Annotated in this window: 18 protein-coding genes; 8 read left to right on the forward strand and 10 right to left on the reverse strand. The window is 72.8% G+C overall.

Annotated features, from left to right (window positions below; translation table 11 throughout):
- Positions 1 to 2 precede the first annotated feature (2 nt).
- The gene (locus ACGFW5_RS17210) at positions 3 to 770 is read left to right on the forward strand and encodes a polyprenol monophosphomannose synthase (RefSeq protein ID WP_393835044.1); all 768 of its coding nucleotides are present in this window, start codon (positions 3 to 5) and stop codon (positions 768 to 770) included.
- 192 nt (positions 771 to 962) lie between these two features.
- On the forward strand, positions 963 to 1,535 hold the full coding sequence (fxsA, locus tag ACGFW5_RS17215; RefSeq protein ID WP_393835045.1) for an FxsA family membrane protein: 573 nt from the start codon (positions 963 to 965) through the stop codon (positions 1,533 to 1,535).
- Positions 1,536 to 1,755: 220 nt separating this feature from the next.
- Here fxsA and ACGFW5_RS17220 read toward each other — a convergent pair whose 3' ends face one another.
- From ACGFW5_RS17220 to ACGFW5_RS17235, 4 genes are all read right to left on the reverse strand, one after another.
- Positions 1,756 to 2,130, reverse strand: a complete 375-nt coding sequence (locus ACGFW5_RS17220; protein WP_053724453.1) for an RNA polymerase-binding protein RbpA — start codon at positions 2,128 to 2,130, stop codon at positions 1,756 to 1,758.
- A gap of 254 nt (positions 2,131 to 2,384) precedes the next feature.
- Complete coding sequence (locus tag ACGFW5_RS17225) at positions 2,385 to 3,884, reverse strand: MFS transporter (RefSeq protein WP_393835046.1); 1,500 nt, start codon at positions 3,882 to 3,884, stop codon at positions 2,385 to 2,387.
- Positions 3,885 to 3,932: 48 nt separating this feature from the next.
- Positions 3,933 to 4,697: a glycerophosphodiester phosphodiesterase gene (locus tag ACGFW5_RS17230; protein WP_393835047.1), complete on the reverse strand. Its 765-nt coding sequence runs from the start codon at positions 4,695 to 4,697 to the stop codon at positions 3,933 to 3,935.
- Positions 4,694 to 5,338, reverse strand: coding sequence for a YitT family protein (locus tag ACGFW5_RS17235; RefSeq protein WP_393835085.1), 645 nt, complete (start codon positions 5,336 to 5,338; stop codon positions 4,694 to 4,696). Before ACGFW5_RS17235 ends, ACGFW5_RS17230 begins: the two co-directional genes overlap by 4 nt.
- A 176-nt stretch (positions 5,339 to 5,514) precedes the next feature.
- Between ACGFW5_RS17235 and ACGFW5_RS17240 the strand changes: the two genes are divergently transcribed.
- Positions 5,515 to 7,017: a PLP-dependent aminotransferase family protein gene (locus ACGFW5_RS17240; RefSeq protein ID WP_393835048.1), complete on the forward strand. Its 1,503-nt coding sequence runs from the start codon at positions 5,515 to 5,517 to the stop codon at positions 7,015 to 7,017.
- Between the two features lie 34 nt (positions 7,018 to 7,051).
- Here ACGFW5_RS17240 and ACGFW5_RS17245 read toward each other — a convergent pair whose 3' ends face one another.
- Both ACGFW5_RS17245 and ACGFW5_RS17250 read right to left on the reverse strand, forming a co-directional pair.
- A complete protein-coding gene (locus ACGFW5_RS17245) occupies positions 7,052 to 8,698 on the reverse strand; it encodes a hypothetical protein (RefSeq protein WP_393835049.1) in 1,647 nt (548 codons plus the stop codon).
- Between the two features lie 73 nt (positions 8,699 to 8,771).
- On the reverse strand, positions 8,772 to 8,966 hold the full coding sequence (locus ACGFW5_RS17250; protein WP_114038102.1) for a hypothetical protein: 195 nt from the start codon (positions 8,964 to 8,966) through the stop codon (positions 8,772 to 8,774).
- 298 nt (positions 8,967 to 9,264) lie between these two features.
- On the opposite strand from ACGFW5_RS17250, the gene ACGFW5_RS17255 reads away from it, so the two are divergent.
- Both ACGFW5_RS17255 and ACGFW5_RS17260 read left to right on the forward strand, forming a co-directional pair.
- Positions 9,265 to 9,657, forward strand: coding sequence for an ankyrin repeat domain-containing protein (locus ACGFW5_RS17255; protein WP_393835050.1), 393 nt, complete (start codon positions 9,265 to 9,267; stop codon positions 9,655 to 9,657).
- Positions 9,658 to 9,923: 266 nt separating this feature from the next.
- Complete coding sequence (locus tag ACGFW5_RS17260; protein WP_393835051.1) at positions 9,924 to 11,351, forward strand: HEAT repeat domain-containing protein; 1,428 nt, start codon at positions 9,924 to 9,926, stop codon at positions 11,349 to 11,351.
- A gap of 397 nt (positions 11,352 to 11,748) precedes the next feature.
- Here the strand turns inward: ACGFW5_RS17260 and ACGFW5_RS17265 are convergent, their stop codons facing one another.
- The 4 genes from ACGFW5_RS17265 to ACGFW5_RS17280 form a co-directional block, all read right to left on the reverse strand.
- Positions 11,749 to 12,618 (reverse strand): biotin-dependent carboxyltransferase family protein, encoded by an 870-nt coding sequence (locus ACGFW5_RS17265; protein WP_393835052.1) that lies wholly within the window; start codon positions 12,616 to 12,618, stop codon positions 11,749 to 11,751.
- Entirely contained in the window at positions 12,615 to 13,244 is a 630-nt protein-coding gene (pxpB, locus tag ACGFW5_RS17270) for a 5-oxoprolinase subunit PxpB (RefSeq protein WP_393835053.1), read from the reverse strand. Before pxpB ends, ACGFW5_RS17265 begins: the two co-directional genes overlap by 4 nt.
- Positions 13,241 to 14,014, reverse strand: a complete 774-nt coding sequence (locus ACGFW5_RS17275; protein ID WP_393835054.1) for a LamB/YcsF family protein — start codon at positions 14,012 to 14,014, stop codon at positions 13,241 to 13,243. The genes pxpB and ACGFW5_RS17275 overlap by 4 nt, the downstream gene beginning before the upstream one ends.
- A gap of 187 nt (positions 14,015 to 14,201) precedes the next feature.
- Positions 14,202 to 15,491, reverse strand: coding sequence for an MFS transporter (locus ACGFW5_RS17280; protein ID WP_393835055.1), 1,290 nt, complete (start codon positions 15,489 to 15,491; stop codon positions 14,202 to 14,204).
- Positions 15,492 to 15,674: 183 nt separating this feature from the next.
- Between ACGFW5_RS17280 and ACGFW5_RS17285 the strand changes: the two genes are divergently transcribed.
- The 3 genes from ACGFW5_RS17285 to ACGFW5_RS17295 all read left to right on the forward strand — a co-directional run bounded on the left by ACGFW5_RS17285 (position 15,675) and on the right by ACGFW5_RS17295 (position 19,360).
- Entirely contained in the window at positions 15,675 to 16,382 is a 708-nt protein-coding gene (locus tag ACGFW5_RS17285) for a GntR family transcriptional regulator (protein WP_393835056.1), read from the forward strand.
- Between the two features lie 79 nt (positions 16,383 to 16,461).
- Positions 16,462 to 17,988, forward strand: a complete 1,527-nt coding sequence (locus tag ACGFW5_RS17290) for a hypothetical protein (protein ID WP_393835057.1) — start codon at positions 16,462 to 16,464, stop codon at positions 17,986 to 17,988.
- 376 nt (positions 17,989 to 18,364) lie between these two features.
- Complete coding sequence (locus ACGFW5_RS17295; RefSeq protein WP_393835058.1) at positions 18,365 to 19,360, forward strand: hypothetical protein; 996 nt, start codon at positions 18,365 to 18,367, stop codon at positions 19,358 to 19,360.
- The last annotated feature ends 35 nt before the right edge of the window (positions 19,361 to 19,395 follow it).

Here is a 19,395-nt window from a genome sequence, read left to right on the forward strand (position 1 = left end):
CAGTGAACGACGGCGGTCAGAGGCGGTACGGCCCGCTGGGCAGAGCCTTGGTGATCATTCCGACCTACAACGAGGCGGAGAACATCAAGCCGATCGTCGCCCGCGTCAGGGCGGCGGTCCCCGAGGCCCACGTTCTGGTCGCCGACGACAACAGCCCCGACGGCACGGGCAAGTTCGCGGACGAGCTCGCCGCGCAGGACGATCAGGTGCACGTGCTGCACCGCCAGGGCAAGGAAGGCCTCGGCGCCGCCTACCTGGCCGGCTTCCGCTGGGGCATCGAGCACGACTACGGCGTCCTGGTCGAAATGGACGCGGACGGCTCCCACCAGCCCGAGGAACTGCCCCGGCTGCTCACCGCCCTCAAGGGCGCCGACCTGGTGCTCGGCTCGCGCTGGGTGCCGGGCGGCCGGATCGTGAACTGGCCCAAGTACCGCGAGTACATCTCGCGCGGCGGCTCCACCTACTCCCGTCTGCTGCTCGGCGTCCCCATCCGTGACGTCACCGGCGGCTACCGCGCCTTCCGCCGGGAGACGCTTGAAGGCCTCGGTCTCGACGAGGTCGCCTCCGCCGGGTACTGCTTCCAGGTCGACCTCGCCCGCCGGGCGGTCGGCGCCGGATTCCATGTGGTCGAGGTGCCCATCACGTTCGTCGAGCGCGAGCGCGGCGACTCCAAGATGAGCAACGACATCCTGGTCGAGGCGCTGTGGCGGGTCACCGCCTGGGGAGTCGGCGCACGCGCCAACAAGCTCCTGGGCCGCAAGCCCTCCTGAGCCGTGGCCGCGCGGGCCGGCACGGCCTGCCGTACCGGCTGCCACCGGCGCTCGCCGGCCGCCTTCGGCCGACGGCCGGCCGGGACGCCCTCGTGAGCCGGGGCCGCCGGTCGGCCGAAGGCGGCCCCATGACCAGGGCGTACTGATCCTCTCCTTACGCCATCCGGATCGGCTCCCAGGCACACTGGGAGCATGACGACCGGCACTCCGCCTCCGACAGTTCCCAAGCGCTCGCGCGCACGCACCTTCGTACCCCTGGGGATCGCCGCCTGGCTGGTCCTGGAGATCTGGCTGCTCACCGTGGTGGCCGGGGCCACCAACGGGCTCACGGTGCTGCTGCTGATCATCGGTGGCCTGCTGCTCGGCGGCTACGTCATCAAACGGGCCGGGCGCCGGGCCTTTCGCAACCTCACCGAGACGGTCAGGCAGCAGCAGTCGGGCGGCGCCGCCCCCGCCGCGAAGTCCGGCAGCGAGGGCAACGCCCTGACCATGCTGGCCGGGCTGCTCCTGATCATTCCGGGGTTCGTCTCCGACGCGGTGGGGCTGCTCCTCCTGCTTCCGCCGGTACGGAAGTCCGTGGCCCGCTTCGCCGAGCGCTCGCTGGACAAGCGCATGCGCGCCGGAGGCCTCGGCGACGCCTTCCAGCAGGCCCGTATCCGCCGTCCCGACGGCAAGGTCGTCCAGGGCGAGGTCGTCAGGAACGACGCCTCGGCCTCCTACCCGCCGTACGACGACCTCGGCCCGCGCCCGCCACTGACGCGCTGAGCTCCGGGCCTCGCGCCCCACATGCCGAGGGCATCCAGCCCCCGGCCGCGCCCTCGACGCCCCGTGCCCGGCATGAGCGACGCGGCCGTCCAGGACACAGCTGGTCCCGAACACAGCTGGTCCCGAACACAGCTGGTCCCGAACACAGCTGAGGGCCGGTCACACCAGGTGGTGTGACCGGCCCTCAGCTGTTGATGTGCTGTATCGCCGAACTGCGCGATCAGGCGGACTTGCGGCTGTCGCGCGGATGCACGGCAATGTTCATGGTGCCGGAACGAAGGACCTCCAGCCTTTCGGCCAGAACCTCCTCCAGCTCCTCGCGGGTGCGCCGCTCCATGAGCATGTCCCAGTGCGTACGCGCAGGCTTGCCCTTCTTCTCTTCAGGGCCGTCGCCGTCCACCAGGAGTGCGGGGGCCCCGCAGACCTTGCACTCCCACTCCGGCGGAATCTCCGCCTCCACCGAGAAGGGCATCTCAAAGCGATGTCCCTTCTCGCATGCGTACTCCACGGCCTGGCGCGGGGCCAGATCGATGCCGCGGTCGGTCTCGTAGCTGGTCACCACGAGGCGCGTGCCGCGAAGAGCTCGCTCACTCATGAATCGTGCCTCCCGGGCTTGTCGCCCACAGGACAGGTGTCACTGTCGTCGTCATCCGGTCAACGTCCGGTCGGCGGTAAAGATTCCCGTTCTGGGTCATGCGTCGCCGTCGTGCCGCCCCTTGTTGTACCCACCAGTGACCGGTTTGTCACATCTGGCAGCAGATGTCACCCAGCGTCTTCTCAGTACGAGCACGCAGTAACGGTCCGCCTGGCAGGCCAAAGGCGTACACTACCGGCCTTTCACTTCAACGTCTAAATCCGCGCCGGAACAGGGTTCCCCGCGGCAGCCACGGCGGCTCGCACCGGCACCCGGGCGAGCAGCACGAATCCGACCGCGAAGAACACCACCAGCGAGATGATCGCATCCCGATAGCTCCCGGTCAGCTGGTACGCGAGACCGAACACCAATGGCCCCAGCCAGCTCAGCCCGCGGTCGCTCATCTCGTAGGCCGAGAAATATTCGGCCTCCTTGCCGCTGGGGACCATGTGTGAGAAGAGCGACCTCGACAGGGCCTGGCTGCCGCCGAGCACCGTGCCGATCGCCGCCGCGAGGACGAAGAAGAGGACGGGCCGGTGGGCCGGCAGGAAGAAGCCGATCCCCAAGATCGCCGCCCAGACCGCGAGCGAGCCGAGGATGGTCCGCTTGGCGCCGTGGGTCCGCGCCAGGCGCCCCATCCCCAGCGCGCCCGCCACGGCCAGGATCTGCACGAGGAGTACGGCCACGATGAGGGTGTTCTGGTCCAGGCCGAGCTCCTCGGACCCGTAGATCGAGGCCTGTGAGATCACCGTCTGCACGCCGTCGTTGTAGATGAGGTACGCCAGGAGGAAGGCGAGGGTCAGCGGTCTGGCCCGCATGTCCCGCAGCGTCGAGATCAACTGCCGCCAGCCCGCCCCGACCCTGCCCTCGGCCGCCGACACCGCCACCTTGCGGTCGCGCAGCCGCCGCAGCGGCACCAGCGTGAACGCGCCCCACCAGACCCCCGCCGACGCCAGGCAGATCCGTACCGCGGTCGACTCCGACACCCCGAAGCTGTCGTGCCCCGAGTAGAGGACGAGGTTGAGGACGAGCACGCCGGCGCCCGAGGTGTAACCGAAGGCCCAGCCCCGCGAGGAGACCTGGTCGCGCTCCTCGGGGCCGGCGATCTGCGGCAGATAGGCGTTGTAGAGGACCATCGAGACCGAGAGCGACGCGTTCGCGACGATCAGGAGCACCGCCCCGAGCAGATAGCGCTGGCCGTCCAGGAAGAACATCCCGGCCGTGGCGGCCGCGCCGGTGTAGGCGGCCGCCGCCAGGAGTGGCTTCTTGCGGCCGCTGCGGTCCGCCGCGGCGCCCACGATCGGCATGAGGATCACCGCGAAGATCACCGAGGCGGACACCGCGTACGCGAAGAGGGAGCCCGCCCGCACCGGGACGCCGAGAGGATGCACGAACCCGTCGGCGTCCGCCGCCGATTTGGCGATCGACGTCAGATAGGGGCCGAGGAACACCGTGAGCACACTCGTCGAGTACACCGAGCACGCGAAGTCGTAGAAATACCAGCCGCGTTGCTCCCGCTTGCGTTCGGCCGCGCCGGCCGGAGGGCCCTCCACCCGGTCCGCCGGGTCCGCGCGGCCCGTCCGGTCCGCCGGGTCCGCGCGGCCTGTCCGGTCCGCCGGGTCCGCGCGGCCTGTCCGGTCCGCCCGGACCAGCGGGTCGGCCCCGCCGTCCACCGGATCCGCCCGGTCCACCTCGCCCATGGATTCCGCGTTCAACCCGCGCCCCCTCGCTCGTGTTCGTACGCGAGCGGTGGCCGCCGGGGGTCAGTGCCAGGCTCCCCGGTCGGTCAGTACCGTGCGCAGTGTCTCCAGATGATCGGTCATGATGCCATCCACGCCAAGGTCGAGCAGCGCCCTCATCCGCGCGGGATCGTTGATCGTCCACACGTGGACCTGCAGGCCAAGGGCGTGCGCCGTCCGCACGAAGCGACGGTCCACGACGGGCACGCCGCTCTGGCTCTCGGGGACCTGGGCGCTGACGGCGCCCGGGCGCAGCGGTACGGGGAGGCCGTACGAACGCAGTCGCAGCGCGGCCACGCCCCGCACGCCGTACGACGTGGCGAGGCGCGGTCCCGCGAGCCGGTGCGCCCTGGCGACCCGGGCCTCCGAGAACGAGCCGACGCAGATCCGGTCCCACGCGCCGGTCCTGCGGATCAGGTCGACGAGGGGGACGAGCGCCGACTCGGCCTTGAGGTCGACGTTCCAGCGGGCCTCGGGGAACGCGTCCAGCAGGTCCTCGAAGAGCGGCAGCGGCTCACGGCCGGCGACCCGCGCCCGCTCGACCTCGGCCCAGGGCAGGTCGGCGATCCGGCCGCGGGCGTCGGTGACCCGGTCGAGCGTGTCGTCGTGGAAGGCCACGAGGCGCCCGTCGGCGGTGGTGTGCACATCGGTCTCGAAGTACCGGTATCCGGCCGCGGCGGCCCGGGCGAACGCGGCGGCGGTGTTCTCGATGCCGTCCGCCGCGCCGCCCCGGTGGGCGAACGGGATCGGCGCGGGATGGTTCAGATAGGGGTGGCGTACGCGAGTCACCCCGGAAGTATCGCGCGCGACGGCGCGGGCACCTCGACGGCGGCGCCCGGCAGCGAGGGTGAGGGCGCGCCCCGGTCCGGGAGCGCTACCTCGACGGCGGCGCCCGGCAGCGAGGGCGTGGACGCGACCCGGTCCGGGAGTGCGAAGATCCGCAGGAAGAACTGGGCGAGCGGCCCGATCGCCAGCGCGTACAGGACCGTGCCCACGCCGAGTGAGCCGCCGAGCAGGAACCCGGTCGCCACCACGGCCGTCTCAAGTGACGTACGCACCAGCCGGATCGAGCGCCCCGTGGCCTTGTGCAGCCCGGTCATCAGGCCGTCGCGCGGGCCCGGCCCGAAGCGCGCCGAGATGTACAGGCCGGTGGCCGCGCCGTTGCAGACGACGGCGGCGACGGTCAGCGCGATCTGGGCGGGCAGACCGCGCACGTCGGGCACGACGGCGAGGGTGCCGTCCATGAAGACGCCGATCGCGACCACATTGGAGACGGTGCCGAGCCCGGGCCGTTGCCGCAGGGGCACCCACAGCAGGAGCACAGCGGCCCCGACGATGATGGACACCGTGCCGATGGAGAGACCGGTGTGCCGGGCGATGCCCTGGTTCAGTACGCCCCACGGCTGGAGGCCGAGCCCGCCGCACACCATCAGTCCGCAACTGATGCCGTACAGAGCGAGACCGACGTACAGCCGCAGCAGCCTCTGGATGATGTGCGTGGACAAGGTGGCGCCCCCGGGGTGATGGTGGTGGACTGGCTCATGACACTCTGAGGCCGGAAAATGGACCTGTCCCATGGCCAATTCCGGGAAGGTGGACTGACTTCATGGCGCAGTGGACCTCGGCGATCGGGCCTGCCCAGCTCGCCCGCCAGCTCAAGGCGCAGCAGCCGCGCCCGGTCGGCGCCGGGCTGCGCAAGCCGCCCGCCTACCGGGCGCTTGCCGACGGGATCCGGCTGCTGGTGCTCGAAGGGCGTGTCCCGGCCGCCGCCCGGCTGCCCGCCGAGCGGGAACTGGCCCTCGCCCTGTCGGTGAGCCGCACCACCGTCGCCGCCGCCTACGAGGCGCTGCGCGGCGAGGGATTCCTCGAATCGCGGCGCGGCGCCGGCAGCTGGACCGCCGTTCCCGCGGGGCACCCGCTGCCGGGCCGGGGGCTCGAACCACTCCCGCCCGAGTCGCTCGGCTCGATGATCGACCTGGGCTGCGCGGCCCTGCCCGCTCCCGAACCGTGGCTGACCCGGGGGGTGCAGGGCGCCCTGGAAGAGCTGCCTCCGTACGCCCACACGCACGGCGACTATCCGGCGGGCCTGCCGGCGCTGCGCCGGATGCTCGCCGAGCGCTACACCGCGCGCGGCATCCCGACGATGCCCGAACAGATCATGGTCACGACGGGTGCCATGGGGGCGATGGACGCCATCTGTCACCTCTTCGCCGGCCGGGGTGAACGCATTGCCGTCGAGTCACCGTCGTACGCCAACATCCTTCAGCTCATGCGCGAGGCGGGCGCCCGGCTCGTGCCGATCGCCATGGCCGAGGGGCTGACCGGCTGGGACCTGCCGCGCTGGCGCCAGGTGCTCAGGGATGCCGCGCCCCGGCTCGCCTATGTCGTCGCCGACTTCCACAACCCCACCGGCGCGCTCGCCGACGAGGACCAGCGGCGCCGGCTCGTCGACGCCGCCCGCTCGGCCGGCACCGTGCTCGTCGTCGACGAGACGATGAGTGAGCTGTGGCTCGACCAGGACCTCGACATGCCGCGCCCGGTCTGTGCCTTCGACCCGGCGGGTGCCACGGTGCTGACCGTCGGTTCGGCGAGCAAGGCGTTCTGGGCGGGCATGCGCATCGGCTGGGTGCGGGCCGCTCCCGACATCATCCGCTCCCTCGTGGCCGCCCGCGCGTACGCCGATCTGGGTACTCCGGTGCTTGAGCAGCTTGCCGTCAACTGGCTGATGGAGACGGGTGGTTGGGAGCAGGCAGTGGAGCTCCGCCGCGTCCAGGCCCGGGAGAACCGCGACGCCCTGGTCACTGCGGTGCGCCGGGAGCTGCCCGACTGGGAGTTCGACGTGCCGCGCGGCGGTCTCACACTGTGGGTCCGTACGGGCGGTCTTTCGGGATCCCGCCTGGCCGAGGTCGGTGAACGGGTCGGGGTGCGGGTGCCCTCCGGGCCCCGCTTCGGGGTCGACGGCGCCTTCGAGGGGTATGTACGGCTGCCGTTCACGGTGAGCGGCCCGGTCGCCGACGAGGCCGCCGCGCGGCTGGCGGCGGCGGCTCGGCTGGTGGAGACGGGTGGCGGCTCGGGGGGCGCGGAGCAGCCGCGCACGTTCGTGGCCTGACCGGCCACCCCCTCGCCCCTCGCCCCCTTACCCCTCACCCCTCGGCCGGGACGGCCTCCACGGGCGCCGCGCCCGCACGGGCCCTGTCGGGCGCGGCCGCCTCCGGCGGGACCGTCCCGGTGAGGGTGGCTTCCCCGCCGTTCGTCTGCTTCTCCATGAGCCTGGCCTCCACCGGCTCGTCGCGGGCCGGGAGAAGGTCGAGGACGGCCTGGCGGTGGGCCTCCGTCGTCGCCTCGTCGTACGGGTCGGGAGTCGCCGGGACCTGGAGGCGCAGGACGGGCCCGGTGCCGAGGCGGGCATAGCCGCGGCCCGGCGGGGCGTCGGGGGTCGGCGTGGTGTGCGGGGGGACGCCGAGCACCGACGCGACCTGGTCGCGTGAGGCCGGGCCGAGGACCACGCGGGCCCGGGTGTGGGAGCGTACGGGCTCGGACAGGTCGTCCAGGGTGTCGAACTGCTCTGCCACCACGACCGTCACCCCGGCGGACCGCCCGTGCCGCAGCGGGACCTGGAGCAGGTGCTGCGGGTCGGTGCGGCCGTCGGCGGCGGCCAGGTCGGCGAGCACGCTGGGGCGGTCGAGCAGGATCCACAGCGGGCGCCTGGTGTCCTCGGGGGCCGGGTGGCCCGCCTGGCGGGCGCGGTTCGCCGAGATCAGCCGGCGCTCGGTCTCGTGCGAGGCCCATTCCAGGGTGGCCAGCGCCCCGGCGAGCCCGCACTCCACGGCCAGCACGCCCGGACGCCCGGTCAAGCAGGCGTACTCACCGGTCCCGCTGCCCTCCACGATCAGCAGGTCGCCGTCCTTGAGGGCCTGGAGCGCGATGGAGCGGAGCAGGGTCGTGGTGCCCGCGCCGGGCCGGCCTGCCACCAGGAGGTGGGGTTCGGTGGAGCGGGGCCCCGTGCGCCAGATCACCGGCGGGGCGTCCTGGCTCTCCTCGCCCGCAATCACCGGGACCCTGCGCTGCACGGCGTCGGCGTCGGTGAAGCCGAGGACGGTCTCGCCGGGGGAGGTCACGAAGCGCTGGGCGGCGATCGAGGTGGGCAGCGCGCCCAGGACGCTCAGGTCGAGCTGGTTGCCCTCCTGGTCCCAGGCGAAGTGGTACTCGCGGCCGCGGCCGGACTTGGCGTGCAGCAGCTGTTCGATGCGGGCGCGCGCGTCGGCCTCGCCGTCCGTGAAGTACGCCGGATAACGCACCCGGAGCCGGGTGATCCGGCCGTCGTCGTCGAAGGCGAATTCGCTGAAGGCCCTGTCCCATTCGCCGCCGTGCGCGAAGAGCGGGTTCGGGTCCTCCGGCACGGAGAAGTAGGGCACGAGCGCTTCGTACAGGGCCTGGAGGCGGGCGAGCTCCGTGTCGTCGGGGCCGGTCTTGACGACCGGCTTCTCGCGGCCCTTCCAGCCCGCCGCGCCCATCACCGTGATCAGGGCCAGGAGCGGCCCGTACGGGATGAGCGCGACGACCAGGACCACGGCCGCCGTGAGGAACAGCGCGGGACTACGCCGTTCCTTGGGAGTGGCGGCCCATTTGCCGCGCAGGGCGGCGATGATCAGCCGCAGGCCGCGGCTGATCGTGATGAGCGGATGGAGGACGTCGGTGGCACTGTCGGCGGCCGTGCGCGCGATCTCGCGGCTGCGAACGATGGATGCGCTGCTGCTGCTCAGGATGCGGGGGAGCGGTCGCCGGGCCACGTCGTTCTCCTGGAGTTGTGTCCGCTGAGGTGTCTGCCGTGATGTCTGCCGTCGTACGGAGGACAGCGGGAGGTCAGAACTTGATCCCGCCCAGCAGGCTGGCGAGGCTCGCGCCTCCGGCCGTGATGCTCGGGGCGATGGCGGTACCCGCGAGATAGAAGCCGAAGAGCGAGCACACGAGCGCGTGCGAAGCCTTGAGTCCGTCTTTCTTGAAGAAGAGGAAGCAGATGATTCCGAGCAGCACCACGCCTGAGATGGACAGGATCATTTGGGTTCTCCTGGTCGATGGGGACGGTCACCATGAGTTCTTCCAGGCTCACAGGAAGTATCTATGCGATAAAAGGTGCAAATGGGTGAAACTCTGGCAATTTCACTGGAGTGGCGGATATGAAAAGCCGCTCGGGGCGGGACACTGTGCGGCCGTCGGGGGCGCGAACCCGTCACGCGCGGTGATCTTTGCCGCCGACGCACCCCGTCATGTCGCCCGCCGGGCAGTACCCTGTCGATTCACTCGTACGGCTCTGTCGCCGTGCGGGTCTGTTCCGTTGCCCCTAAGGAGTTTTCCGATGAGTGAGGATCTGGATCCCGAGGTGGTCGACCTGGCGGCCAAGGTCTTCCAGCTGGCCCGTCAGGGGGACGCCGACGCGCTCGCCGCGTACGTCGACGCCGGGGTGCCCGCGAACCTCACCAACGACCGCGGCGACTCCCTCGTGATGCTCGCCGCCTACCACGGGCACGCCGGGGCGGTCTCGGTCCTGCTGGCCCGTGGCGCCGAGGCCGACCGGGCCAACGACCGCGGCCAGACGCCGCTCGCGGGCGCCGTCTTCAAGGGCGAGGACGCCGTGATCAAGGCGCTGCTCGTCGGCGGAGCCGATCCTTTTGCCGGAACGCCCTCCGCGGTCGACACCGCCCGGATGTTCGGCAAGACGGAACTGCTCGCCCTGTTCGGGGCCAACTGAGCGTCCACCAAGCGTTTACGGGGGATCCACCGAAGAGCCCGCGGAGAGGGGCGCCGTAAATGTGGTCGCGATGGCGAAATGGCTGGGTCATCATGACGTCGAACCCCTACATCGGGGGCAGGGTCCCTACAGCGGGGGCCGCGACGAGAGGCAGGAAGATGGTCTGCACCAAGCAGAAGACGGCGGGCGACCCCTCATGTTGCTGCGCGGCCTAGGGCAAGGCACGAATCCCGGTTGCGTCGACAGCTTGATGTGAGGCTAATTCCATGTTCGATCCAGTCATAGCGCCGAGCGGCACGCTGCTCGGCCTGCTGCAGCGGGGCCGCGGCGACGGCACCCTGCACGCGCTGGCCGCCCCGCGCGACGAGGCCCTGGCGGCCCTCAACCACTGCGTACTGAGCGACCCCCGCCACGACTGGCGGGTCGAGAACCGCTCGCTGTACTACGCGCGCCTCTTCCTGGATCTCGACGGCGAGCTCGACCAGATCGAGCACCACCTCTTCGGGGCCGAGGACATCCTCGACACCGGGGACTCCAGGACCGGGCTCGCCCTCGCCGTGCTTGGCCACCTCGCCTCGTACGGCAGGGGCGACGCGCTCGCTCTGCTGCGCCGTTACGCGGCGGCCGGGTCCAACTGGGCCTGGGCACTGGACGAGCTCGCGCTGCGCGACGACGACGCGGGCCTGCGCGGCCTCGCCGCGTCCGTGCTCGCCCGCTTCCCGGCCACGGCCGAGGGCGACGCCGAGCTGGCCACCACTGTGCGCGACGCCTATGAACCACGCCCCTGGCGGCTGTGGGCCGAGGATGCACGCGACGGCGTTGGCGCCCGGGTGCGTGCCGCACGGGAAGCCGGATCCTTCGACCGCTGGCAGCGCCAGATGCGGCCGTCGGGACCGCGCCCCGGATGGAGCGTCCAGGCGGTCTTCGACTGGGCGGATGAGGGCCTGGAGCGCGGCGCGGTCCTGCACCTGGCCGCCGCCAGGTGCCTCGGCGCCGTCGCCGGGCCCGAGGACAGGGACGCCATCGTCGAGGCGGCCAGGTCCGGCACCGACGGGGCGCGGGGCGCGGCCCTGCACTATCTCGCCGAGGCCCGCGATGCCCGGGTGCTCGACCTGATCGAGGCGGCCGTCTCCGACGCGCCGGCCGGCTCGCGCATCGCCGCGGAAGCCGCCGTCCAGGCGTTCGAGCGGATGTGTGGTCCCGAGGCGGTCGAGCGGGCTCGCGGCTGGGTCGGGCGTCCCGACGAGCTGGGCGCGTCCGCTGCCGGCGTGCTCGCGTCGAGGGGAGAGACGGGCGACGAGGAGCTGGTGCTCGGCGCGCTCCGCGAAACCGTGCGGTCCGAGGGCCCCGACGCAGTCCTGCTGCGGGCGCTCGTCGACGGATCGGGCCGGCTCGGCATCGCCTGCGCGGCGCCCGTCCTGCGGCACGTCTACCGCGAGACCGCCTCGTCCGAGCTGCGGGGCCGCACGGCCCGCGCGCTCGCCGCCACCGACCCCTCCTTCGCCACCGGCTTCGCCGTCGAATGCCTGTGGGACTGCGAGGAGACGACCCGGGAAGTGGCCGCCCAGTACGCCGAGCTCGTCGACGCCCGCGTGGCCGAGCGCCTGCGCAGGCTCGCCGCCGACCCGGCCGAGGAGGCCGAGGTGCAGAGCGCCATCCACGACCGGCTCGGCCCGGACGCCACAGCCGTGTGATCCACGGCAAAGGGTGACCGGATCGCGGTCGCCGCACGCTCGTCACAGCCCAGGCCACGGCCACGGGGGAGGGCTCTGACGCGCCGGACGCCGCCCCGCCACGCGGCTTCCCCGCACCGACGCCGCCGAAGGGCGCGAGGTCCGTGTTCTGACGGACAGCCTCTGCTGAACCTGCCGCTTGTGTGCTTCGACGGACAGCCTCTGCTGAACTTGCCGCTTGTGTGCTTCGACGGACAGCCTCTGCTGAACTTGCCGCTTGTGTGCTTCGACGGACCGCCTCCGTTGAACCTGCCGCCTGCGTGCTCCGACGGACAGCCCCCGCTGAACCCCGCCGCTTCCCTCCCCCTCCCCCTCCTCCTCCCCCCTCCGCGTCGACCGCCGCCCCGGCCGGTCCGCATCAGGCCCAGCGCTTCAGGACGAACCGCAGCGGTGTACCCGGCGCCGCCTGCGCCGCCCCCGCCAGATCGGATTCCGGTACGACGCCGATCACCGGGTAACCGCCGGTCGTCGGATGGTCGGCCAGGAAGACCACCGGGTGACCGTCGGGCGGCACCTGGACCGCCCCCAACACCAGCCCCTCGCTGGGCAGTTCGTCCTCGACGGCACGTCGCAGCGCGGGCCCCTCGCTGCGCAGCCCGATGCGGTTGCTCGCCGAGGACACCCGGTAGCGCCCGCGCGCCAGAACGGACGGCGTGTCCGCCGTGAACCAGTCCGCCCGTGGCCCCGGCAGCACGCGCAGCACGAGCTCCGGCGGCACACCCGGCGCGGGTGCCTCGTCCAGGTACGGGCAGGCCTGTTCCGGACGGCCGAGCGGCAGGACGGCGCCGTCCTTCAACAGCGCGGGGCCAAGGCCCGACAGGAGGTCGGTGGAGCGGCTGCCGAGCACCGGCTCCACGTCGATGCCACCGGCGATCGCCAGGTACGAGCGCACCCCCCGGGCCGCCGCGCCCACCTCGACGAGGGCTCCCGAGGGCGCCCGCACCGGGGCGCCCCACGCCGCAGGTCGCCCGTCGACCGTGACCGCGCAGGGCGCTCCGGTCACCGCCAGGGTCACCGCGCGCAGAGGGCGTACCGCACACCCGTCGAGCGTCGTCTCCAGGACGGCCGCCCCCACCGCATTGCCGGCCAGGCGGTTGGCGAGCCGGCTCGCCGGCAGATCCAGCGCGCCCGAACGCGGCACCCCGAGGTGCGCGTGCCCGTGTCTGCCCTCGTCCTGTACGGAGGTCAGCGCGCCGGCCCGCACGACGGACAGGGCGTGCTCGGTCACCTCGGCCCCCCGGTGACGAAGCGCACCCGGGTGCCCGGGGCGAGGAGCGCGGCCGGTTCGCGGCGCGCGTCCCACAGCACGGCCTCCGTACGCCCGATGAGTTGCCAGCCGCCGGGGGACGAGCGCGGATAGACGCCGGTGTACGGGCCGGCGAGGGCCACCGAACCCGCGGGGACCGCGGTGCGCGGCGTGGCCCGGCGCGGCACGGCGTACCGCTCCGTGAGTCCGGTGAGGTAGGCGAAGCCCGGCGCGAACCCGCAGAAGGCGACACGGAATTCGGCCGATGAGTGGATGCGCACGGCCTCCGGCACCGTGACCCGCCACAGGGCCGCGACGTCCGCGAGATCCGGGCCGTCGTAGCGCACGGGGATCTCGACCGTCTCCACGGTGCCCGTTTCCAGTGGCGGAATGTCCCAGGTCGCCAACTGGGCGGCCAGGGACGGCGGATCGTCCACGCCGTCGAGCAGGACGGTACGGGCGGCGGGCACGATCTCGCGCACCGACGGCAGCGTGCCCGCGGCGCGACGGCGCAGCAGCTCGGCATGGAGCGCCCCGGCCCGCTCGCCGCTGTCGAGCTCGACCAGCAGCGCGTGGTCCCCGACCGGCAGCATGCGCGGCGCGCTCATGAGAACGCCGCCACCCGGACGCCCGCCGCCTCCAGCGCCGCCCGTACCCGGCGGGCCAGATCCACCGCGCCCGGAGTGTCGCCGTGCACGCACAACGACCCCGCGCCGACCGGGACGTGCTCGCCGGACTCGGCCACCACCGTGCCGTCCACGGCCATCGCGACGGCGCGCGCCACGACCGCGTCCGGGTCGCTGACGACCGCGCCGTCCTGGCCGCGCGACACCAGCGTGCCGCGCGCGGTGTAGGCGCGGTCCGCGAACGCCTCCGTGACCACGGGCAGTCCGGCCTCCTCCGCCGCCGCGAGCAGCCGGGAGCCCGGCAGCCCGAGTACCGGAAGTGCCCCGCCGGCCAGGAGCACCCCCTCGACGACGGCGGCCGCCTGTTCCTCGTCGTGCACGGCGCGGTTGTAGAGCGCCCCGTGCGGTTTGACGTACGTGACCCGGCTGCCCGCGGCGCGGGCGAAGACCTCCAACGCGCCGATCTGGTAGGCGACTTCGGCGGTCAGCTCGGCGGCCGGCACGTCCATGGAGCGGCGGCCGAAGCCCGCCAGGTCGCGGTAGGAGACCTGGGCGCCGATGCGTACCCCGCGCTCCGCCGCCAGGGCGCAGACCCGCCGCATGATGGCCGGATCACCGGCGTGGAACCCGCAGGCCACGTTGGCACTGGTGACGACGGACAGAAGGTGTTCGTCGTCGGTCAGACGCCAGTGGCCGAAGCCCTCGCCGAGGTCGGCATTGAGGTCGATCGCCGTCGTCGCGGGCCGGATCATGGGTACCGGGTCTCCTGTTCCAGCTGGGGCGTGGTCCTGTGCTGCAGTGTGCCCCGGGCGGGGGCGGGGCGCTCGGTGGTGCGGCCGACGCCGGTCATGTCCGGGCCGGGGCCCAGGAGGGCGAGGCCGTGCGCGGGGGCATTCGGCAGGCCGTGCGCGGGGGCCCCGGGGAGGTGGTGCGCGGCGTTCACAGCAGCTCCCGGCCACGGGTCTCGGGCAGCCCGAGCAGGGCGAGCGCGGCGATGGCGTAGCCCACGGCGCCGAAGACCAGCGCGCCGCCGACGCCCCAGCTGTCGGCGAGGTAGCCGACGAGGGTCGGGAAGAACGCGCCCACGGCTCGGCCCGTGTTGTACGTGAACCCCTGGCCGGTGCCGCGCACGGCCGTCGGGTACAGCTCGCTGAGGAACGAGCCGAAGCCGCTGAAGATCGCCGACATGCAGAAGCCGAGCGGGAAGCCCAGCACCAGAAGGAGCGTGTTGGCCCCGGACGGCAGGTGGGTGTAGACGAGGATGCAGAGGGCCGAGAGGACCGCGAACAGGGCGATGTTCTTCTTCCGGCCGAGCCGGTCGGTGAGGTACCCGCCGGTCAGATAGCCAAGGAAGGCGCCGGAGATCAGGAACGTCAGATAGCCGCCCGTGCCCACGACCGTGAGGTGCCGCTCGCTCTTGAGGAAGGTCGGCACCCAGGTGGCGAGCGTGTAGTAACCGCCCTGGACGCCGGCCGAGAGCAGTACCGCGAACAGCGTGGTGCGCAGCAGGGGTCCGCGGAAGATGGCCGCGAAGGTGGCGGCGCCGCTCATGGCGCCCGCCGTCGCGCGCCGCTGCTCGGCGGCCGCCGGGGCATCGCTGACGTTGCGCCGCACGTAGACGAGCAGCAGGGCGGGGAGCGCCCCGGTCCAGAACATCACGCGCCAGGCGGTGTCCGCGTCCACGAACTGGAAGACCAGGGTGTACACGACGACGGCGAGCGCCCAGCCGGCCGCCCATGCGCTCTGCACGGCGCCCAGGGTGCGGCCGCGCTGACGGGCCGACGCGTACTCGGCGACCAGGATCGCGCCGACCGCCCACTCGCCGCCGAAACCGAGACCTTGCAGGGCCCGGAACACGAGAAGCGTCCCGTAGTCGGGCGCGAAGCCGCACAGGACGGTGAAGACCGCGTAGGTGCCGACCGTGATCATCAGCGCCCGCACCCGTCCGATGCGGTCGGCGACCACCCCGGCGAAGGCGCCCCCGACGGCGGAGACCACCAGTGTCACGGTGGTGAGCAGCCCGGTCTGGCCGGTGTCGAGCCCGAAGTACGCGGAGATCGCCACCATCGTGAGCGGCAGCGTGAAGAAGTCGTAGGAGTCGAGGGCGTAGCCACCGAAGGCGCCGCCGAAGGCACGCCGGCCGCCGGGGCCGAGTGTGCGCAACCACCCGAACGGGCCGTTGTCCTGCGGGAGTTGACCGTGCTGCGGCTGTGCCTGGGTCGTCCTCATGAATACCTCGCGGGAGGGGATGAGTGGGCTGCCGAGACGTGAGCGGGCCACTTCAACCTAGGGGATCGTTGAACAATCCGACAAGACTCATGCCGGGATGTTCGCGCTCCCTCATGTCCTCACCATGCTTCTACGATGAGCCGAGGCGTCGGCACGTACGGTCGGCGGGGGAGAGAGGGCGCTGTGGCGACAACGGACTTCGGGCTCGGCGGACTCGCGCAGGACCGCGCGCTGCTCGGCCGCACCAGCACGGCCGAGCGGGTCGCGGACATCCTGCGCACCCGGATCGCGGAAGGGTTCTTCCCGCCGGGGGAACGCCTCGCCGAGGACGGCATCGGCAAGGCCCTCGGGGTCTCCCGCAATACGCTGCGCGAGGCGTTCCGGCTGCTCACCCATGAGCGGCTGCTGATCCACGAACTCAACCGCGGGGTCTTCGTCCGGGTGCTCGCCGTCGAGGACGTCACGGACATCTACCGCACCCGGCGCCTGGTCGAATGCGCGGTGGTCCAAGGTCTCGGCGACCCGCCCTACCCTCTCGAAGGCCTCGACGCGGCCGTCTCGGAGGGTGAACGCGCCGCCGAGCGGAGCGACTGGCAGGGCGTGTCCACCGCCAACATCCACTTCCACCGCGCACTCGTGGGCCTCGCGGGCAGCGCCCGCACCGACGAGCTGATGCGCGGCGTCCTGGCCGAACTGCGCCTGGCCTTCCACGTGGTGGACGACCCGCGCCTCCTGCACCGCCCCTACCTCGTACGCAACCGGGACATCCTCGAAGCGCTGCGGGCCGGCGAGCGGGCGTCCGCCCAACTGCTGCTCGCCGACTACCTCGACGACTCACGCGCCCAGCTCGTCGAGGCGTACGCACAACGGGTCGCGGACGTCCCCGCCTGAGGCCCCGCCGAGCGCGCGGGCGGCGGGCGGATCTGCGCCGTTTCGACCGTTGTCAGTGCGAGGACCTAATCTGTCCAGCGTGACTTCGCCTGCCTCGACGGAATTCGTTCCGCCCCAGCTCAGCGCGGCGCCGCGCCCCGCGCCGGGTCCGGCCGCCGACGAGGGCCTGGCGCGGCGGCTGCGCGCCCTTGCCTGCACCGCCCCGCTGCACGACCTCGACGTGCGCAAGGCCAACCTCGCGGGCGAGTACTCGGTGTACGCGATGGCGGAGGTGGCCCTCGCCTCCATCGACCTCGTCACCCTGAACATGGACTTCGACACGGGCGCCGACCACGAGCAGATCGTGGCCAGGCTCGTCCCGCGCGTCGCCGCCCAGGCCCCGGCCAGGCCCGCCGCCGAGCACGAGCGGGTGGCCCGCTGGGTCCTGGAGAACCTGATCAACGTGGGCAGCGTGGACCGCGGCTTCCGCGCGGTGTACGGCACGTTCAACCCCGACGGCGTGTACGTCCGCAGGGACTACGACTTCAAGCTCCTGGAAGAGGTGCCGGGGTACGGCGGCGCCGTCTATCTGCGCACCACCGACGAAGCGGTCAACGTCCTGGTCGGGGCCCTCGACACCGACGTCACCAGCGCGCAGATCGCCGCCGAGGTCAAGCTGGAGGTCCTGATCAGCCGAGGGCGCCTCGCCGACGCCCAGCTCGCCGCCGAACAGGCCCGCTACCGCACCGTGCAGTACGCCGAGACGCTGCGGCGCACCCTGGAGGCGACCCGGCGCAACGTGCGCGCGGTCGACTGGCTCAACGCGGTCCCGGACATGATCGCCGAGGCCCTTGACCACGTCGCCGACCGCTACCGGCACGAGAACGCGATCCTCACCAACATCCGCAAGGCCCGCGACGAGGCGGAGGACCCCGAGCACAAGCGTCGCGCCGCCGAGCTCGTCGACATCGTCAAGGACTGCATCCGCCGCCACACCCAGCTCCAGTCCCGCCTCCTGGAGGCCGGTCCGCTCTTCCGCGCCGAGCAGGACCGCCAGGCCTTCGCCCGCCCGGCCGCCCGGGCCGGTCTCGACCTGTACGGCCAGCTGGTCGCGCCGCTGCTGCCGCTCCCGGTGGAGCGGGCGATCCGGGTCACCGACGCCTTCTTCGCCCGCGGCACCGGCCTGCGCACCCCGGTGTCCGTCCGGGTCGGCGACCTCGTGGACATACTGCTCACCCCGCCCATGGAGCGCGAACACCTCGGCGCGGAGATGCCCGAGCCCGAGCTGATCGCCACCCCCGACGACAGCCGGTTCAGCGAAGAGCAGCTTGCCGCCGCGATGGAACTCCTCGATTTGGAGCACGACGCGCCGCGCCGGCTGTCGGGCCTGCTCGCCGATGCCCGTCGCCTCGATGCCGAACTGCCGTACCTGGTCGCCCTGTTGGCGGTCCATGCGGCGAGCCCGCCGGTCGGCACCGCCTACCGCCAGGGCGAGGAGCGCCTGCTGTTCGCGGTGGACGACGGCACCCAGCTGGACGACCCGGAGTTCGGCGGCGCGGACCTGATCGTGGGTACGGCGCTCCTGGACACGGTCGGCATGGCAGCGGGCCGGACGGAGGCGGCGTGAGTTCTCCGTGCGGGCCGTGCGGACCGTGCGTGGCCGGGCTGCGCGCGGTTCCCCGCGCCCCTGGCAGGGCTTGTGCCGGCCCGCACAGGCAGACCCGGCCCGTCATGGGGGTCCCGCGCCGGCCCTTGCGGCCTTGGGGGAGATTGGGGACGCGCGCCCTTCAGGCGCGACACGTGGTCCGGGGCGCAGGCCCAGGGGCCCCGGCTGCGGACCGTGGCCGGCCGGCCGCGCGGTTCCCCGCGCCCCTGACCGGGCTGGTGCCGGTTTGCCGGCTTCACACCCGGCGGGTCCCGGGAAGGTGCGGGGTGGGGACAGCGCCCGCCGCAGGCGCCCGCTCCGCCGCGCCCAGCAACGTACGTACCAAGGAGACCACCCCGTGACCGACCAGCACCCCGAGCCCGCGTTCGGCGAAGCCGCCGAGGCGCCGGCGCCCGCCGCGCCCGGCACCGACGGCGAGGACCGGCACCCCTCGCCCGCGCCCGGCACGGCGGCCGACCCCGGGGCCGCCACCTCCACCGCACCCGGCACGGGGCGCGGCGGCGAAGGCCGGATCACCCCCGCCGACGCCGCCGACGCCGCACGCCTCGTCGCCTTCGGCCTCCAGCCCAAACTGCTGCCCGCGAGGGACGCGGAGTACAGCGAACTGCTGCGCCGCCACCGCGAGGACCCCGCGTTCGCGCGCCTCGCGGACGCCGTCGCGGCCGGCCTCGGCCTGATCGTCCTTGAGGTGTCACCCCGCGCGGGCATGGCCGTCACCGCCGCCGAGGACTCGGTCTTCGCCGTCCGCATGGGCGACTACGCCCGCCGCGCCGCCGCGCCCGACTCCGCCGACCGCTTCCTGCACGGTCTTGCCCACCTCGCCGTCGCCGCCCTGGCGTTCCCCCGCCCCGAAGACCTCGCCGACGACGGCTACATCGGGCGGATCACCGTCAACGGCGTGGACGCGTTCGTCCGGCAGGCCTGCCGCCGCCTTGAGGAGCGGGCCGAGGAGACCGGCGAGAACACCGACCCCGCAACCGATGCCCCCGGCCTTGAGGCCGCCTGGCGCATCTACGCACGGCGCAGCTCCACGGGGGCCACCAAGGACGCCCGCCGGCTCGCCGGTTCGACCACCGGCATCGTCGCCAAGGCCGTCGCCTTCCTCACCGAATCCGGCTTCCTCCAGCGCACCGGCGACGACGCGGGCGGCGCCTACCGCACCACCGCCCGCTACCAGTTGCAGGTCCGCGACATGGCGGGCAGCGCCGCCCTGACCGAACTGATCGAGCTCGGCGTGGTCGCGGTCACCGACGGCGGCGCCACCCTGCTTCCCCCCACCGACGCCGACGACCTGGAGCTGGCGGCCGACGCCGGACTGCCCTTCCACTCCTGACGCCGATCCCCGCTCCACCCGCCCCCACCACCACG

The sequence above is a fragment of the Streptomyces sp. NPDC048416 genome, from assembly GCF_043200435.1.
Taxonomy (GTDB): Bacteria; Actinomycetota; Actinomycetes; order Streptomycetales; family Streptomycetaceae; genus Streptomyces.

What these genes read in the sequence shown, in the direction of transcription:
- fxsA (WP_393835045.1), top strand. Translation starts at nt 963, where the DNA reads ATGACGACCGGCACTCCGCCTCCGACAGTTCCCAAGCGCTCGCGCGCA.
- ACGFW5_RS17220 (WP_053724453.1), bottom strand. Translation starts at nt 2,130, where the DNA reads ATGAGTGAGCGAGCTCTTCGCGGCACGCGCCTCGTGGTGACCAGCTAC.
- ACGFW5_RS17235 (WP_393835085.1), bottom strand. Translation starts at nt 5,338, where the DNA reads ATGGTGTGCGGCGGGCTCGGCCTCCAGCCGTGGGGCGTACTGAACCAG.
- ACGFW5_RS17240 (WP_393835048.1), top strand. Translation starts at nt 5,515, where the DNA reads ATGGCGCAGTGGACCTCGGCGATCGGGCCTGCCCAGCTCGCCCGCCAG.
- ACGFW5_RS17250 (WP_114038102.1), bottom strand. Translation starts at nt 8,966, where the DNA reads ATGATCCTGTCCATCTCAGGCGTGGTGCTGCTCGGAATCATCTGCTTC.
- ACGFW5_RS17255 (WP_393835050.1), top strand. Translation starts at nt 9,265, where the DNA reads ATGAGTGAGGATCTGGATCCCGAGGTGGTCGACCTGGCGGCCAAGGTC.
- ACGFW5_RS17260 (WP_393835051.1), top strand. Translation starts at nt 9,924, where the DNA reads ATGTTCGATCCAGTCATAGCGCCGAGCGGCACGCTGCTCGGCCTGCTG.
- pxpB (WP_393835053.1), bottom strand. Translation starts at nt 13,244, where the DNA reads ATGAGCGCGCCGCGCATGCTGCCGGTCGGGGACCACGCGCTGCTGGTC.
- ACGFW5_RS17275 (WP_393835054.1), bottom strand. Translation starts at nt 14,014, where the DNA reads ATGATCCGGCCCGCGACGACGGCGATCGACCTCAATGCCGACCTCGGC.
- ACGFW5_RS17280 (WP_393835055.1), bottom strand. Translation starts at nt 15,491, where the DNA reads ATGAGGACGACCCAGGCACAGCCGCAGCACGGTCAACTCCCGCAGGAC.